Here is a 15,312-nt window from a genome sequence, read left to right as displayed (position 1 = left end):
GCATCTAAGAATCTTTGGTGGAACTGCTTTTCCTTTTTCATGCCTTCGGGAATTTACTCCCGTCGTTCGAGGGCATGCTCTAATAATAAGAACTGATTATGCGCGCCTTAGATCTGGACTACATGCTCGGCCTTTTGCCGATCCTTTTAAAGTACTTACCCCTAACCTTGGGTATGGCAAGTGTGTCCATGATTTTGGCGCTTATACTTGCATCGCTGTTTGCAATTATCCGCGTGGTGCGCTTTCCTGTCTTGGATGCAATCACGCGGCTCTTTATCAGCTTCTTTCGTGGGACGCCGCTGCTGGTGCAGCTTTTTTTGTTCTACTACGGTTTGCCGCAGCTCTTTTCGTTCCTCACAGCGATTGATGGGGTTTCTGCTGCGATTATCGGTCTGACTCTGCATTTTTCCGCTTATATGGCAGAGAGTATTCGTGCGGCGATCCTGGGTGTTGACCGTAGCCAATGGGAAGCAGCAAAGTCGATTGGTATGTCTACTGGTCAGATGATGCGCCGGATTATTCTGCCGCAAGCAGCGCGTGTTGCTGCGCCAACGCTGATTAACTATTTCATCGATCTGATCAAAAGCACCAGTCTGGCCTTTACGCTTGGTGTGACTGAATTGATGGGTGCTGCGCAGAAAGAAGCTGCAGGAAGCTTCCTGTACTTCGAGACGTTTATTGTCGTTGCCGTTATTTATTGGGCTGTGGTTGAGAGCCTTGCTTTCGTTCAGACTCAAATTGAAAACCGACTTTCAAAGGCTGTTTCCAGATGATCCAGATCCGCGGGCTCACAAAAATCTATAATGGTGTCCCTGTGTTGAACGGGATCGACCTGGATATCAAAAAAGGCGAACGTATCGCCATTATTGGTCCGTCCGGGACCGGTAAATCCACCTTGCTGCGTTGTCTCAACTTTCTTGAGACGCCAGAAGAGGGCGAGTATGTTCTTGATGGCAAGAGTATCGATGTTCGAAAAGCAAATGCTGCGCAGATTAAAGAGATGCGTCTGAGAACTGCGTTTGTGTTCCAGAACTACGCCTTGTTTGCCAACAAGACAGCGCGTGAGAATATTGCTGAAGGCTTGATCACCGTTCGTGGTGAAGCCAAAGAGACTGCGTTTGAACGGGCTGATGAGATTCTTCGGGATATTGGTCTGGCAGATAAGACAGATGCGTATCCTGCATCTCTTTCTGGTGGGCAGCAACAGCGAGTTGGTATTGGCCGTGCGATGGCGAGTAACTCAGAGCTGATGCTGGTTGACGAGCCTACCTCTGCGCTTGATCCTGAGTGGGTTGATGAAGTTCTGCAGCTGCTTACCCGCGTTGCGCAGGCTCATCAGACGATGTTGATCGTGACCCATGAGATGGCATTTGCAAAAGAGATTGCGGATCGTGTTCTGTTTATGGAAGGCGGGCGCATTGTTGAGCAAGGCCCACCTGAGAAGATCTTCACGAGCCCAGATGATCCAAGAACGCGCAGTTTCTTGCGGAAAGTTCTTTAGAGAGTTTCGAGAGCGGTACCTTCTTATGGATGTACCGCTTTTCTTTTATCGACCGGGCAGGGTGTTGTTGACCTGAATGAGTTCAGCGTTACCACCACACAATAGGACGCCGATGCGCTCGCCTTCTTCTGGCTTGTATACACCGGAGATCAGAGCTGCCAGTGCAGTAGCGCCGCCTGGTTCGACGACGAGCTGCATCTCCCTCCAGAGACGGCGTTGCGCGGCGAGAATGGCGTCATCCTCAACAAGGATGGATTCTGCGATATGGTTTCTTGCGACCTCAAACGGGAAGGTGCCGCATCGCTTTGCACCAAGTGCGTTGGCCGCGATGCTGTCTAGTTCGACATCAACTGGCTCGCCGGCTTTAAGCGCTGCATTCATGGAGCAGGAACCAAATGGCTCTATGGCAATGACTTTGGTGGGGCTGTTTGCATAGTAACTTGCGACACCAGCTGCGAGGCCCCCGCCACCGACAGCTACAAGGATGGTATCCAGATCGGGGCTTTGCTCAGACCATTCTAATGCTACGGTGCCCTGACCGTTGATTGTATCTATGGCATCGAATGGATGAATATCAATTGCGCCGGTTTGCTGCTGGTAGTGGGTGCAGAGTGCTGCAGCATCCGCATAGGCGGCACCTTCGACATGGACGTCTGCGCCGAAGCTGCGGATCTTATCGATCTTCGCTGGATTGGAGATCTCAGGGACGAAGATCTTGGCTTTCTTGCCAAGTGCATGAGCTGCACAGGCAACGGCAGCGCCGTGATTGCCACCTGAGGCTGCTGCTATGTCAGCTTCAGGAATTGAGTTGTTTAGTAATGAGTTGAATGCTCCACGGGCTTTGAAGGAACCTGAATGCTGCAGGTGTTCCAGTTTCAAAGAAATGGAGTACTTCAGGCCAAAAGTGCCGTTACCGCTCACAATAGATGGTGTCTTGCGAATGTATTTCTGAATTCGTTTATGAGCGACTTCAATAACTTGCTTAGATATTTGCACGGTAATGGCCTGAATATTTTTAATATAGAGAAGCCCCGGAAAAATCCGAGGCTTCGAAAATTGCAATGTGTATTTTAGGTTGCAGGCATCGCAGTTTCAATCAGTTTAATGAAATAGGAACAGCCATATGGAATAGCTTCGTCGTTGAAGTCATATTTCGGATGGTGCAGTCCTGCAGACTCTCCGTTTCCGAGGAAGATGAAAGCACCGGGCTTTTCTTCTAAGTAGTAAGCAAAGTCTTCACCGCCCATGGTTGGGTCGATGTTTTCATCAACTTTGTCTGCGCTGCCTGCAATTTCAGCAGCAATCTGGGTTGCGAACTTGGTCTGATCCGGATGGTTTGATGTGGATGGGTAACCATCTGCGAAATCGTAGTCCACACCAGCACCGTTTGCAGCACAAACGCCCTCAACAACCTGCTTCACGCGTTGAGCAGCTTGCTTGCGGACATCCTGATCCAATGTGCGGATGGTACCACCCAGTTTCGCTGTGTCTGGAATGATATTGTATGCAGTGCCGGCTTGGAAGAAGGTTACAGAGATTACGATAGACTGCAGTGGTCCAACATTACGGGATGCGATGGACTGCAGGGCAGATACGATCTGAGAGCCAACCACCACAGGGTCGATTGTGTTGTGTGGGTATGCAGCGTGACCACCTATGCCTTTGACTGTGATGGTGAACTCATCGGTGGATGCCATCAGTGGACCAGAGCGGGTTGCGAAGTGGTCAATCGGAGTGCCAGGCTGGTTATGCAGGCCGTAGATCTCGTCAACGTTCCAACGGGTAAATAAGCCGTCGTCCATCATTGCTTTTGCGCCAGCTCCGCCTTCTTCAGCTGGTTGGAACACGAGAATAACTGTGCCGTCGAAGTTGCGGGTCTCGGCAAGATATTTCGCTGTACCCAGTAGCATTGCGGTGTGGCCATCGTGACCACACGCGTGCATTGCGCCTTCGTTTTTGGATGCGTATTCCTTGCCGGTTTCTTCGGCCATTGGAAGGGCATCCATGTCAGCGCGAAGTGCGATGGATTTGCCAGCGCCGCCGTTGCGGCCTTTGATAACACCAACTACGCCTGTGCGGCCAACACCTGTGGTGACTTCATCAACGCCGATCTCTTTCAAGATTTCGGCTACTTTTGCTGATGTGCGGTGTGTCTCATAAAGAACTTCAGGATGTTCATGAAAATCACGGCGCCAAGCGGTGATTTCATCGTGCATTTCTGCAAGACGATTAATGGTTGGCATCGGAGTGCTCCCTCAAATACTTCGGATTCTTATTGAGATTAGAAAATGAACCTCACTTTGGCCCAGTGCAGTGAAATATTGCAAGAGCAAATCAATCGCAAAAGGGTCAGTTGAGTAAAATTAAATGAACTGCCAATGCGCCTCCTTAACTAACCCAAGGACAGCTTAATCACGCTAAGTTATTGCTGACGTCAGGTCACATATTGCAGTTTGTTCAACTTCAACAGCGGTGAGGCAGTATGGCGATCTATCGGAGTGTTTTTCGGAATGTCACAGAGGAGAAACAGCAATGGATGTTTCTCAACAAAGCCAATCGATACACCAGCCTTTTACCTGCCAAAGCCGAGTTTGAAACTGGTCTTTTTGATTTTCGACGCAATGTCTCTATCAATCTTCTCGTAAATGGTGGTCTGTTTGGAACCTCTTTGCGCTACAACTCCTTGCGTGACAGTTGGAGCATGTGGCCGCTGACCAGTGACTTCTCGCTTCAGATTGATAAGCGGAATGTGATTGTCGAGTGTGCTTTGACATCCCCCTATAAAACCGATGCGAATGTGGAATCGCTTGCTCGGTTCTTTGAGGAAATGAGCCGGCCTAGCCGGTAATTGATACTCAGAGAGTCAAGAAAACGCGTAGACGGATGTCTTTTTTGTCTCGTTGTCTTCCAGCTCTCGTTGTACTGGAATTTCATAGGTTTGCAGGTGGGTGAGGCGTGAGGTTGGGAAATAGGAGCGTCGAGGGTCTCCGACCAAAACCGGAATTAGCTTTTCCTTAGGACTGGAGTCCAACCAACTGAGAACCCGTGTGGTCATATCCGGATCATAAAAGACATCGCCGCAGCAGATCAGGTCGTAATTGCCAAGAGAGCTTTTTAAAAGATCTTTAGTGCTGACTTTGATTGTAACCTGGTTCAGCTCTGCGTTGATAAGTGCAGCATCGGAGGCGAACGGATCAATGTCTGCTGCGACAGCTGAGGCTGCTCCGGCTTTCATTGCAGCGATGGCGACAAGGCCTGAGCCGCTGGCGAAGTCGAGGACGTGTTTGCCTTTAACAGCCTCGGGATTGTCGAGAATGTAGCGTGCTAGTGCTTGTCCGCCTGCCCATGCAAATGCCCAGAACGGGGAGGAGACACCGAGTTCTTCCAGCTCTTCTTCACCCATGCGCCAGAGATCGACGCTTTCGTCTGCCAGGTGAAGGAATATGGACGGCGCATGAGGAACAGGGTGTTGCCGTGTCTGTTCCAAAATAAAAGCGCGCCGGTCCGTAATTTTCATCGTGAGATCAGACCTCAGATGGGTCCATTCTTGCCATTTCCAGAACCACGGCCCATTCTTCCGGCTTTACCGGCTGAACAGAAAGGCGCATGGAAGTCACGAGGGCCATATCGGAAAGGCGTTCTTCGGCCTTCACTTGCGCCAGTGTTACTGTCTGCGGGAGGTCTTTGACGGCTTTGATGTCTACGCATTCCCAGCGTGGGTCATCGGTTGTGGAATCCGGGTGTGCGAGCGCGCAGACCTCTACGATGCCGACAACTTCTTTGCCGATGTTGGAATGGTAGAAGAAGCCCCGGTCTCCGATCTTCATGTCGCGCATGAAGTTGCGGGCCTGATAGTTGCGTACGCCGTCCCACTCTTCGCCTTCTTCGCCCTTGGCTTTTTGATGATCCCAAGACCATTTGTTAGGTTCGGATTTGAACAGCCAGTATTGCAACTTTGCCTCCATTAAAAAAGAGCACCTGTCTACAATGAGAGACTGGTGCTCCAGAATTGACGTGTTGTAATACTTACAACAAAATTAGGCTTCCGGGTTCTTAATTACCCAGTTCCAAGGACGGATCTCAACAGATTCAAAGAGGCCTGCGAGTGAATAAGGATCTTCATTAGCTACTGCCAATGCTTCGTCCCTGTTCGCAGCTTCTACCAAGACCAGCGAACCCGTCGGAGATACGAGGTCATCACACATAAAAGGACCAGCTGCCTTCAAGCGATCACCAAGACCTTTTAGAAAGTCGAGATGGTCTTGACGTGTTTTTTGGCGAAGGTCTTCAGAATGCGCCTTATCAGTGCAGATGAGAGCGTACAGCATATTGGATACTCCAGTAGCAGGTTTTCAACCTAACCATTTGATCCCTGATATACAACCAGGCAATTCCTAGCTTAAAAGGATTCTACTAGGGGTGTGTCTCTCGTTTGAGGGGGCGCGTCATTAAGTCGCTCAAAGCCTGTGCGACGTCGATTTTCCCAGCTACGATTTGTGACACGGTGTTTGCAATTGGCATGTCGACACCATGTTCGGCTGCCAAGGCGACCGCGATATTAGCGGAGTGAGCGCCTTCTGCAAGCTTTTGTCCCGGTGCAACCAATTCCTGCGGTGTTCTACCCTGTCCAATCTTTAACCCGAAGGCAAAATTGCGTGATTGGGTTGAGGAGCATGTGAGGACCAGGTCACCAAGACCAGACAAGCCTGTGAGTGTTTCGCTTCTGGCATTCAGTGCCATGCCGAGGCGGGTCAGTTCTGCGAAGCCACGGGCCGTCAAAGCCGCCTGTGCGCTGGCGCCGAGGCCATAGCCGACCGCTGCGCCGCATGCGATTGCGAGCACGTTTTTGAGGGCTCCACCAATTTGCACGCCGATGAGATCATCAGTTGCGTAGGGGCGGAAGCTGTTTGAGGCGAGTGCTGCGGAAAGTTGGTCTGCAATTACACCGTCTTCAGCCGCGATTGTGACGGCTGTTGGCAAGCCCTTTGCCACGTCATGTGCGAAGCTTGGGCCGGACAGCGCTGCCGGGATGGCATCAGGCGCCACGGACTTGATCACCTCAGACAGGAGCTGGCCAGTTGATTGCTCGATGCCTTTTGCGCAGAGAACGATTGGTGTTGCTGGCTTTAAGAACGGCTTGATCGCTTCTGTCATCGCCCGTGTTGTTTGCGCCGGGGTGACGAGTAGGAGCGCGTCAGCACCGCTGACAGCATGCTTGAGGATGCCGGTTGCGGTGATTTGCTCTGTCCACTCGATGCCGGGCAGGTATTTCGGGTTCTGTTTGCTGGCGTTTATTGCGGTGATGGTTTCCGTATCGCGGGCCCATAAGGAGACTTCCCGACCTGCTCTTGCGGCTGCCAAGGCGAGCGCAGTTCCCCAAGATCCTCCGCCAATTACAGCGATCTTGTTTAGAGCAGTGGTCATGTTGTTTTCCTTATTGGATGATGTTCAGTCGTTCACACAGTTGCTCAAGAGGGATATCGAACCCTCCGTGCATTGTTAGCTTGGACTTAGTTTCGTTGTCTGCCAAATCAACCCAGAAGAAGCGAAAGAGGATAGGATCTCCACCGTCATTTGGGCTCATTTCGTAATGATCCCAAGTCTGCTTTGCTTTTTCCTGAATTTTGAGATGGAAAAATTTGCGACGGTGTAGCTCCGGACCTGAAGTGAGGGCATCGTCATACAGGAAGTCATGGCCAGTGAATTGCTCAAGTGCGCCGGAAACACTGAGGCCTGTTTCTTCTTCAAACTCGCGTTTGGCAGCTTGCAGATAGCTTTCACCCGGGTCCAGTGTTCCACCTGGCACTTGCAATGTGCCTGCGATGTCAGTTTCCGGTTCGTCAAAAACGAGAAGATGTGTGCCGCAGGTCATATAGACGTAGGCTTTGTGCCGAGGCTGCAATGTCGTTTCCACCATGAATCAATCAAATCGATGTTGTTTGAATTTGGCAGATGTTATTTGCAGGAGTTTGTTGCAAGCAAGGCGTTATAGCAGTTTGCACATAAATAGCAGCATGACACGCGCTTCAGCGCCGCATGGCTTTGCCTGCAGCGTGGAACTGAATGCCCCGAAAGTTCGGGTGTGAGCAAGGCGAGCAGGCAGTGCCTGCGCATTGTGAGTAAATTAGTTTCTTCGGCATTGGCTGCTCGCCTTGCCCGGGCGTTTTTGTATGAAACAAGATCTCCTCCGAAAGGCATTGGGAGCAGGCACTGTCAGCAACGCACAGACTTGCCAGAGGCAAATGCGATTGTCGGAAACAGTTCAACGCCTGCCAGTGTAGACGCCCATCGGGTGACCAGCTTCCGCTTGGTCCCTGCACTAAAGACTTTCAAGGGGTGTTTCAACGAACCCGCCGGGTGATGCGTTACTTCACCCGGTAGCCCCGCCCAGCCCACGCCACACTGATGGACGGTCCACCAGCTGCCCGAATACGTGAGCACAACACTGAGAATAAGCGCGGTTGAGGGCAGGGGGATAAGTTTTCAGTGTTCCAATCCCAAAAAATCCCGCAGTTACTGCGAGATCCTGAGAGGTATGCATGCTGATTGCTTTCGTCGGTTGATTAAACCTTCGCGCCTTTGCGACCAAAACCAACGACGCTTTCGGAGATTTTGTCTAGCGGCCAGCGTGGGCGTGGGGCTTCGTTCATGTCGTCACCTTTGCCGTTTTGCTCCAGAATGGAAGGGTCTTCGGCAACGAGTTTTCTCAGACGCTCTGCTCCCGCCCATGCAATCATTGCGGCGTTGTCTGTGCACAGTTTGTGCGGTGGTGCGATTAATTCTGCACTATGTTCCGCGGCAACTTCGTTTAGACGAATCCTAATTGCTTCGTTTGCTGCAACACCGCCCGCAATAACCATTTTGACAGGCGTATCCGGATAGCGATCTTTAAATAATTCGAAGGCTCTTGCACTGCGTTTTCCGAGAACATCCGCGACAGCTTCCTGGAAGGAGGCGCACAGATTGTTGACGGCTTGCTCGCTGACAGGCTCTTCTTTTAAGGCGGCGGTGCGCACTGCTGTCTTCAACCCGGCAAAAGACATGTCGAGGCCGGGGCGGTCCAAAAGTGGGCGTGGCAGTTTGTAGACGGTTGGATCCCCAAGTTTTGCAGCTTTTTCTACAGCCGGACCACCGGGATATGGCAGGCCGAGCAGTTTGGCTGTTTTGTCAAACGCTTCACCAATCGCATCATCAATGGTTGTGCCCAATCTTTCGTATTCCCCAAGAGCTTTTACGAGGAGATACTGGGTGTGTCCGCCGGAGACGAGGAGCAGCAGGAATGGGAATTCAACCTGATCCGTCATGCGTGCGGTGAGGGCGTGCCCTTCCAAATGATTCACTGCAATCAATGGCTTATCGATTGCCATGGCGATAGATTTTGCTGTCATCAAGCCCACGATGACGCCGCCAATGAGGCCGGGGCCAGCGGTTGCAGCAACTGCGGATAGATTAGAGTACTTCACATTTGCTGTTTTCATCGCCTGATCTACGATACCATCCAGCAACTGAATGTGGGCGCGCGCCGCAATCTCTGGTACAACTCCGCCGAACGGTGTGTGCTCATCGATTTGAGAATGCACCACGTTGGACAAAATTACGCATTTGCCATCTTGATTAATCTCAAGGACAGCAGCGGCAGTTTCGTCACAACTCGTTTCTATGCCGAGGATGGTCAGCACGTTTGGTCTCCTTTGGCCGCTTGGTTTTTGTCGTTCTCTCATGCGCAAAGCATGGTTGATTTCGCGGGCCGATGATTTTATGTCGCTCATCTAACATGAGCCCCTAGCATTGGGAATGTGATCCTTGCAAACAAAACCTATAAGAATTGGTACACGTGGAAGCGCCCTGGCACTGGCCCAGGCGTATGAAACACGCGCTCGTCTCGCGAAGGCACACGGGTTAACCGATGATGACTTTGAGATTGTTGTTATAAAAACAACGGGAGACCAAATTCAAGATAGGCCTCTTTCCGAAGCAGGCGGCAAAGGCTTGTTCACTAAGGAAATTGAGGAAGCTTTGCTGGATAAGTCCATTGATCTGGCAGTTCATTCTTCCAAGGATATGCCGACAGTGCTGCCGGATGGTCTGGGCATGACCGCTTACCTTCCACGTGAAGATGTGCGCGATGCTTTCATTTCTCCAAAGGTTGAAAAACTGACAGATCTTCCACAGGGTGCTGTGGTCGGGTCTTCCAGTTTGCGTCGTCAGGCACAGATTAAGCGTCTGCGGCCTGATCTTGATGTGGTGATGTATCGCGGTAACCTACAGACCCGTTTGCGCAAGCTCGGTGAAGGTGTGGTTGACGCAACCTTCCTTGCTTACGCTGGTCTGCGACGTCTGGGACAAGGTGATCTGGTAACGTCTTTGATGGATGTGGAGCACTTCCTTCCTGCTGTCGGGCAGGGCGCGATTGGTATTGAGGCGCGTCTTGGTGATGAAGAGACTGCGCGCATTCTTGCGCCGATCCATCACGCTGAGACCGAGAGCCGCCTTTTGCTGGAGCGTGCTTATCTGGCTGAGATGGATGGTTCTTGCCGTACGCCGATTGCTGGTCTCTCCCATGTGGAAGGGGATCGTATCCGTTTCCGCGGTGAGGTGATCAAACCGGATGGCAGCCAGACGCACACAGTTGAAGGCGAAGGCCCGTTAAGCGATGCTGAAGAGATTGGCCGCGAACTTGGCAAAGAGCTGAAGGCGAAGTCTGGTCCAAACTTTCTGGAGCTCTAATGAAAATACTCGTGACCCGTCCTCAGCCTCAAGCGGATAAAACTGCACAGAAGCTGATTGCTATGGGACACGAGGTGATTGTTGAGCCGATGCTGAGTTTCCAGCCGCTGACCGTTGACGGTGATGTGGCTGGGGACGCCAAAGCGATTGCTGTGACGAGCGCGAATGCCATTGAAGCCCTTGTCTTCAATGGTCTTGTTTCACAGCTACAGCACCTTCCTCTCTATTCTGTGGGTGAGGCGACAGCCAAAGCTGCAGAGGCTTCCGGTTTCCAAGAGATCATATGTGCGGATGGGGATGTTGATTCCCTTGGCGGACTGATTGCGGACAGCAAACAGGCGGGGCCTGTCTTTTACCCTGCAGCGATTGACCGCAGCGGTGACCTGGTCGGACAACTTGAGCAGTACGGCATTGCCTGCCGTATGGTGGAGGTCTACCAAATGGCTGCTGCGACTGGCTTTTCTGAGAAAACCCGTGAACTGATTGAGGCAGGGATGCTGGATTGTGCGTTGTTTTATTCTCCGCGAACAATTCAAATTTTTCTCAGCCTTTCAAATCTTGAAAAAACCATAGTGTTTCTTAACTCTATGAAAGCATTATGTGTTTCTAAGCGGGTTGCAGAGCAGGCTGGAGTGTTTGGCGAGGTTTTTACTGCGAAAACGCCGCGTGAGGATAGCTTGTTTGAACTTCTCAATGGTTCGATAAGTTGAGAGGAAGTGATTTGCACTTCTCTGAGCCCTATGGAGAAGTCGCAGTTTGTTTGGCAAGGTGCTAATTCTCCCTGATAGCAGTTTGCTAAAGGGATGCTTATGTTAAGAAAGAGGCCTCTTAAGAGGCCTTGTTAAGATTGCGTGACTATGAAAATTGGCGCGGCTGGAAACTGCTTGAAACGCGCCATTCTAGGAGGTTTTGATGGCTGCTGATGACAAAAAGGGTGGGGCGTCCACCGGGGCAGGCTCGGGTGGTGGAATATCATCACGGAAATCTCCGCTCTCCAGTGGATCCCGAAAGCCTGTCACGATTGACCTGCCTGCGAAAGACGTTTCCAAGACTGATAAGCCTGCCGCGAGCGCTGGTCCTGAGGCCAAGCCTGCTGCGAGCAAGGCGACTTCTACCAAGGCGGGCTCTGTGCCGCCAACTGACAAACAACAATCACAATCATCCGCGAAGACTGAAAATACTGAAGCAACGAAAGCTGCTGCTGCGAAGCCTGCAGCGGGCGCTAAACCAGCTGTGGGTGCATCTTCTGCCTCAACAACAGCCAAGCCGACTGCTGCTGCAAGCGCAAAGGCCGCAGTTGATGAGAAGAAGGATGCTGCTGCATCTAGCACAGCGAAGCCTTCAGCTACGAAGACGACAGGCGCTAGCAAAACTGCTGCCGCGAGCAAAACCTCCACCGCTTCTGCTGCGAAAGAGCCTGTGAAGGGCAAGGATGATAAGGCTGGTTCGGGTGGCAAGGATACGCCTCCACCACCGCCTCCTTCTGGCAAAGGTCCCGGCGGGCCTGCTGATAAGCCTCCGCATCCGCCCAAGCAAGGCGCTGGGTTTGGCGCAATGCTTGCTGCTGGCGTTATTGGTGCGCTGATTGTTGCCGGTGCTGGCGTTGGTCTGCATCAGGTTGGCATGCTTCAGATGATTGGCGCCGGCTCTGGTCAGAATGCGACCGAGGTTCAGGCTCTTCTGGAAAGCTCAAAGAACCGTTATTCGCAGCTGAGTCAGGAAATTACGGCGCTGAAAGATCATGCGGCGGGTAGTTTTGCGGCTAAGGAAACCATTCAGAACCTGACTGATCAGCTGGATGCGATTCAGAAAGAAACCAGCAGTAAATTGAGTGATGCGACTGCAGGTGTGACCGCGAAGGTGCAAGAGCAGGTTTCGACGCTTGGTGCTGAGATTAAAGAGCTGAACGAGCTGATTTCCAACGGTGCTGCCGGTGATGGTGCTGCTGTTGCCAGCATGAAGAAGACACAGGATCAGCTGACTAAGCAGGTTGCTGATCTGACCGCAGCGTCCCGAAAAAATGCCGAGCAGGTTCTTAAGGGCATGCAAGGCAGTCTGACGGATTTGCAGAAACAGTTTCAAGCATTGAAAGAAGCGCCGACACAGCTGAAGGATCTCGGTTCACAGTTGGCTGTGACTGGTTCCAAGGTGGATGAAGCGCTAGCACAGATTGGCAAGTTGACGGCTGAGCAAAAAGTTCTTGAAGGCAAGATTGAAGCGCTGACGCAGGCGAATGCCGAGACAACACAGCAGATTACTGCACGTGTTGACCGGTTGGAGAAGGCTCTGGGCACTGCAAGTGCACAGGAGCGGGCGGCGCGTGCAATCGCGATTGCCTCTTTGCGCAATGCTGTGGACTCTGGTGAGACCTATGAAGCAGAACTGGCTGCTGTTGAAGCTGTGCTGCCAGGGGATGCTGCTGAGCTGGCGCCGCTTAAGGCGAGCGCTGCGAGTGGTATTCCTTCCTCTGCGGCGTTGATTGCCGGATTTGGTAAGGTCGCGCGTGATATGAGTGCTGTGTCGTTGACGAGTGAGAATGATGATGTGGTTGATCGTCTGTTCTCAAGCGCCAAGTCTCTCGTTTCTGTCCGTACGCCGACTGACAGTGATGGGACGAGTTCCAGCGAGCTGCTTGGCACGATGGAGTCCCGGGTTTCTGCGGGTGATCTTGGCGGAGCGATTAAAGCCTATGATGCTTTGCCAGAACCGATGCAACAGGTTGGTGCAGCGTGGGCTGAGCAGGTGAAGGCCCGTTTGGCAGCAGATGAATTGGTGAAAAAAATCACCGCTCAAGTTTTGAAGTCGCTTGTTTCTGAAAACAAGTAGTATCGGAAAGGAGCGAAGGACATGGTCCGCGTTCTCATCTTTTTCGCGTTTGTATTTTTACTGGCTCTTGGCGGAGCCTGGATGGCAGATCGTCCGGGTGTCGTTACGCTTGAATGGCAAGGGTATGTTGTTCAGGCAAGCTTGCTGACAGCTGTTGTTGCGTTTGGTGCTTCCATTGTGGCGTCGATTGTGGCTTGGGGTTTCTTCCGGTTGATCTGGAAATCACCGACGCTGGTCTCCCATTTCATGCAGAGCCGCCGCAAAGACAAAGGCTATGATGCTCTGTCTCAGGGGCTGCTGGCTCTTGGCTCTGGCGACACGCTACACGCGCGCAAGTTTGGCCTGAAGGCAGACAAACTGCTGGACGGTAACGAGCCTGCAGCACGTCTTCTCTTGGCACAGACTTCACAACTGGATGGTGATCATGCCGAAAGCCGTCGCCGGTTTGAGGCGATGTTGGAAGATGATCGCTCCATGGCTGTGGGCTTGCACGGCCTTTACATTGAAGCGGAACGGGAAAGTGAGCCTGCAGCAGCGCGCCACTTTGCTGAGGAAGCCTTTAATCTGGTTCCGGGTCTGCGTTGGGCAGGCAATGCGGTACTTGGGTATCAGGCCGTTTCCGGTGATTGGGAAGAAGCTATTGCAACGCTTGAGCGCAACTATGCTGCTCGCATGCTGGACAAGAAAACTCTTCGCCGCCAGAAAGCTGTTCTGCTGACTGCGCGTGCTCTTGAGCTGGAGAATGAGAACCCGGATCGTGCACGCACGCTTGCTGTTGAAGCGCATGGCCTTGCTCCTTCGCTGGTACCTGCTGCGATTGTTGCAGCCCGTTTGCGGACACGCTCAGGTGAAGTGCGTAAAGCAAGTAAGATCCTTGAGGCGACGTGGAAGTTGAGCCCGCACCCAGACCTTGCTGACGCTTACGCCCATGTTCGTCCTGGTGATTCCGTCACTGATCGACTGAGCCGCGTCAGAACACTGGCAAGCATGCGAGCTTACTCTTCTGAGGGGGCGATTGCGATTGCTGTTGCTGCGATTGAAGCCAAGAAGTTTGATGAAGCGCGTGATCAGCTCAAGCGGGTTCTGCGCTCTGAGCCAACGCAACGTGCGTTCTTGCTGATGGCTGATCTTGAAGAGCGTGAGCATGATGATCAGGGCCGCATTCGTGAGTGGTTGTCCCGCGCTGTGCGTGCGCCAAGCGACAAGGTCTGGACTGCTGACGGTGTTGTTTCCGCCAACTGGGCTCCTGTTTCTCCAAAGACAGGCCGTGTGGATGCCTATGAGTGGGCAGCACCGGAAGGTGCCGTGGATCAGGATCAGTTAATCGAGGTTATCGATGACAAGTTGTTTGAGCCGCCTGAACTGGCTGCCCCTGTACAGGTACTGAAGGAACCGGTGGAGGCGGATATCGTTGTGCCTAAACCACAGGAGGCAGAAAAACCTGCTGCAGTGAAGGACGAGCCTGTGGCAACCCCAGCGGCAATGCCTGACGCCGCAGAGCCTGTTGTTGTGACAGAAACGGCGAAAGAGACATCTGCTGAGAAAAAGCCGGATGAGAAAGCCAAGGCTGAAGAGCCTCGTGCCACTGTCGTACCTGTGGAATCTTCTAGCTGGGCGCCGACCAAAGCCAATGAAAAGGCTGAGGAAAAGGTAGAGGGGCCTTCCAAGACTGAGGAGGAAGGCGCGAGCTCACCGGATGAAAAGCCTGAGAAGAAAGATGAGAAGCTGGTGGAGTTCCCGCTTTCTCAACTTCCTGATGACCCAGGGCCTGAACCAGACGATGAAGATCCTAAAACGCCAAAAGATCAGAGTTTTAGGTTCTTCCGCTAAGAAAAATGCACAGGCAGGACGCGTGCTCTTTGCTGCGTCTCCTGCCTTTGTAGATTGATGGTGGATGCATTCTCTGCCATTGCAAAATCATACTTGCATCTTATTGGGAGCTTGGGTATCAAACTTCCACTTTCCGGCACACCCCTTGTGCCAGTTGGAACGCCGCTGTAGCTCAGATGGTAGAGCACGTCATTCGTAATGATGGGGTCGAAGGTTCGAGTCCTTTCAGCGGCACCACTAACTCTCTGATACTTTATAATCCCCCAAAAACTTGCTCATTTGGCTTTGTCTTGTCGCCTACTCGTCGTAGGTTCGGATTTGTGTTTTTTGGTCCTTTAGTCGAACCTTTAAGCGCATTGATTTCATTTGCACATATGGAGGCCATCGAGGTTTCGTGGGAGCGGGCTGATGATGGTGTGGAGTATCGG

General features: G+C 52.2%; 15 protein-coding genes and 1 tRNA gene. 8 read left to right on the top strand and 8 right to left on the bottom strand.

The window, feature by feature from the left end:
• The first annotated feature begins 98 nt into the window (after positions 1–98).
• Positions 99–773 carry an amino acid ABC transporter permease gene (locus PsAD37_RS26545; protein WP_057465115.1) on the top strand — a complete coding sequence of 225 codons (675 nt, stop codon included), beginning with the start codon at positions 99–101 and terminating at the stop codon, positions 771–773.
• Positions 770–1,501, top strand: coding sequence for an amino acid ABC transporter ATP-binding protein (locus PsAD37_RS26540; RefSeq protein WP_063298633.1), 732 nt, complete (start codon positions 770–772; stop codon positions 1,499–1,501). The genes PsAD37_RS26545 and PsAD37_RS26540 overlap by 4 nt, the downstream gene beginning before the upstream one ends.
• A 45-nt stretch (positions 1,502–1,546) precedes the next feature.
• Here PsAD37_RS26540 and PsAD37_RS26535 read toward each other — a convergent pair whose 3' ends face one another.
• Entirely contained in the window at positions 1,547–2,497 is a 951-nt protein-coding gene (locus tag PsAD37_RS26535) for a threonine/serine dehydratase (RefSeq protein ID WP_063298632.1), read from the bottom strand.
• Between the two features lie 74 nt (positions 2,498–2,571).
• Entirely contained in the window at positions 2,572–3,744 is a 1,173-nt protein-coding gene (locus PsAD37_RS26530) for a M20 aminoacylase family protein (protein WP_063298631.1), read from the bottom strand.
• Between the two features lie 239 nt (positions 3,745–3,983).
• Between PsAD37_RS26530 and PsAD37_RS26525 the strand changes: the two genes are divergently transcribed.
• Entirely contained in the window at positions 3,984–4,349 is a 366-nt protein-coding gene (locus PsAD37_RS26525; protein ID WP_063298630.1) for a hypothetical protein, read from the top strand.
• Between the two features lie 15 nt (positions 4,350–4,364).
• On the opposite strand, the gene PsAD37_RS26520 is transcribed toward PsAD37_RS26525, so the two are convergent.
• The 6 genes from PsAD37_RS26520 to tsaD form a co-directional block, all read right to left on the bottom strand.
• On the bottom strand, positions 4,365–5,018 hold the full coding sequence (locus PsAD37_RS26520) for a methyltransferase (RefSeq protein WP_063298629.1): 654 nt from the start codon (positions 5,016–5,018) through the stop codon (positions 4,365–4,367).
• Positions 5,019–5,025: 7 nt separating this feature from the next.
• Positions 5,026–5,454: an EVE domain-containing protein gene (locus tag PsAD37_RS26515; RefSeq protein WP_063298688.1), complete on the bottom strand. Its 429-nt coding sequence runs from the start codon at positions 5,452–5,454 to the stop codon at positions 5,026–5,028.
• Positions 5,455–5,538: 84 nt separating this feature from the next.
• Entirely contained in the window at positions 5,539–5,829 is a 291-nt protein-coding gene (locus PsAD37_RS26510; RefSeq protein ID WP_057461912.1) for a YciI family protein, read from the bottom strand.
• Positions 5,830–5,914: 85 nt separating this feature from the next.
• Complete coding sequence (locus tag PsAD37_RS26505; RefSeq protein ID WP_063298628.1) at positions 5,915–6,925, bottom strand: NAD(P)H-dependent glycerol-3-phosphate dehydrogenase; 1,011 nt, start codon at positions 6,923–6,925, stop codon at positions 5,915–5,917.
• Between the two features lie 10 nt (positions 6,926–6,935).
• Positions 6,936–7,418, bottom strand: coding sequence for an NUDIX domain-containing protein (locus tag PsAD37_RS26500; protein WP_244272574.1), 483 nt, complete (start codon positions 7,416–7,418; stop codon positions 6,936–6,938).
• A 646-nt stretch (positions 7,419–8,064) separates the two neighbouring features.
• A complete protein-coding gene (tsaD, locus tag PsAD37_RS26495; protein WP_063298686.1) occupies positions 8,065–9,177 on the bottom strand; it encodes a tRNA (adenosine(37)-N6)-threonylcarbamoyltransferase complex transferase subunit TsaD in 1,113 nt (370 codons plus the stop codon).
• Between the two features lie 127 nt (positions 9,178–9,304).
• Here tsaD and hemC point away from each other — a divergent pair, with 127 nt between their 5' ends.
• The 5 genes from hemC to PsAD37_RS26470 all read left to right on the top strand — a co-directional run bounded on the left by hemC (position 9,305) and on the right by PsAD37_RS26470 (position 15,121).
• Positions 9,305–10,228, top strand: a complete 924-nt coding sequence (gene hemC / locus PsAD37_RS26490; RefSeq protein WP_063291779.1) for a hydroxymethylbilane synthase — start codon at positions 9,305–9,307, stop codon at positions 10,226–10,228.
• Positions 10,228–10,938, top strand: a complete 711-nt coding sequence (locus tag PsAD37_RS26485) for a uroporphyrinogen-III synthase (RefSeq protein WP_063298627.1) — start codon at positions 10,228–10,230, stop codon at positions 10,936–10,938. The genes hemC and PsAD37_RS26485 overlap by 1 nt, the downstream gene beginning before the upstream one ends.
• A 202-nt stretch (positions 10,939–11,140) precedes the next feature.
• Complete coding sequence (locus PsAD37_RS26480) at positions 11,141–13,054, top strand: hypothetical protein (RefSeq protein WP_063298626.1); 1,914 nt, start codon at positions 11,141–11,143, stop codon at positions 13,052–13,054.
• A 21-nt stretch (positions 13,055–13,075) separates the two neighbouring features.
• Positions 13,076–14,884, top strand: coding sequence for a heme biosynthesis HemY N-terminal domain-containing protein (locus PsAD37_RS26475; RefSeq protein ID WP_063298625.1), 1,809 nt, complete (start codon positions 13,076–13,078; stop codon positions 14,882–14,884).
• A 161-nt stretch (positions 14,885–15,045) separates the two neighbouring features.
• Positions 15,046–15,121, top strand: a tRNA-Thr gene (locus PsAD37_RS26470).
• Positions 15,122–15,312: the final 191 nt, after the last annotated feature.

The organism is Pseudovibrio sp. Ad37 (assembly GCF_001623075.1).
Taxonomy (GTDB): domain Bacteria; phylum Pseudomonadota; class Alphaproteobacteria; order Rhizobiales; family Stappiaceae; genus Pseudovibrio.
Note: the sequence above shows the minus strand (reverse complement) of the source record. Positions and strands in the feature narration are given on the sequence as shown.

Coding starts and splice junctions, on each gene's coding strand:
- PsAD37_RS26545 (WP_057465115.1), top strand. CDS start 99: ATGCGCGCCTTAGATCTGGACTACATGCTCGGCCTTTTGCCGATCCTT.
- PsAD37_RS26540 (WP_063298633.1), top strand. CDS start 770: ATGATCCAGATCCGCGGGCTCACAAAAATCTATAATGGTGTCCCTGTG.
- PsAD37_RS26530 (WP_063298631.1), bottom strand. CDS start 3,744: ATGCCAACCATTAATCGTCTTGCAGAAATGCACGATGAAATCACCGCT.
- PsAD37_RS26525 (WP_063298630.1), top strand. CDS start 3,984: ATGGCGATCTATCGGAGTGTTTTTCGGAATGTCACAGAGGAGAAACAG.
- PsAD37_RS26520 (WP_063298629.1), bottom strand. CDS start 5,018: ATGAAAATTACGGACCGGCGCGCTTTTATTTTGGAACAGACACGGCAA.
- PsAD37_RS26510 (WP_057461912.1), bottom strand. CDS start 5,829: ATGCTGTACGCTCTCATCTGCACTGATAAGGCGCATTCTGAAGACCTT.
- PsAD37_RS26505 (WP_063298628.1), bottom strand. CDS start 6,925: ATGACCACTGCTCTAAACAAGATCGCTGTAATTGGCGGAGGATCTTGG.
- PsAD37_RS26500 (WP_244272574.1), bottom strand. CDS start 7,418: ATGGTGGAAACGACATTGCAGCCTCGGCACAAAGCCTACGTCTATATG.
- PsAD37_RS26485 (WP_063298627.1), top strand. CDS start 10,228: ATGAAAATACTCGTGACCCGTCCTCAGCCTCAAGCGGATAAAACTGCA.
- PsAD37_RS26480 (WP_063298626.1), top strand. CDS start 11,141: ATGGCTGCTGATGACAAAAAGGGTGGGGCGTCCACCGGGGCAGGCTCG.
- PsAD37_RS26475 (WP_063298625.1), top strand. CDS start 13,076: ATGGTCCGCGTTCTCATCTTTTTCGCGTTTGTATTTTTACTGGCTCTT.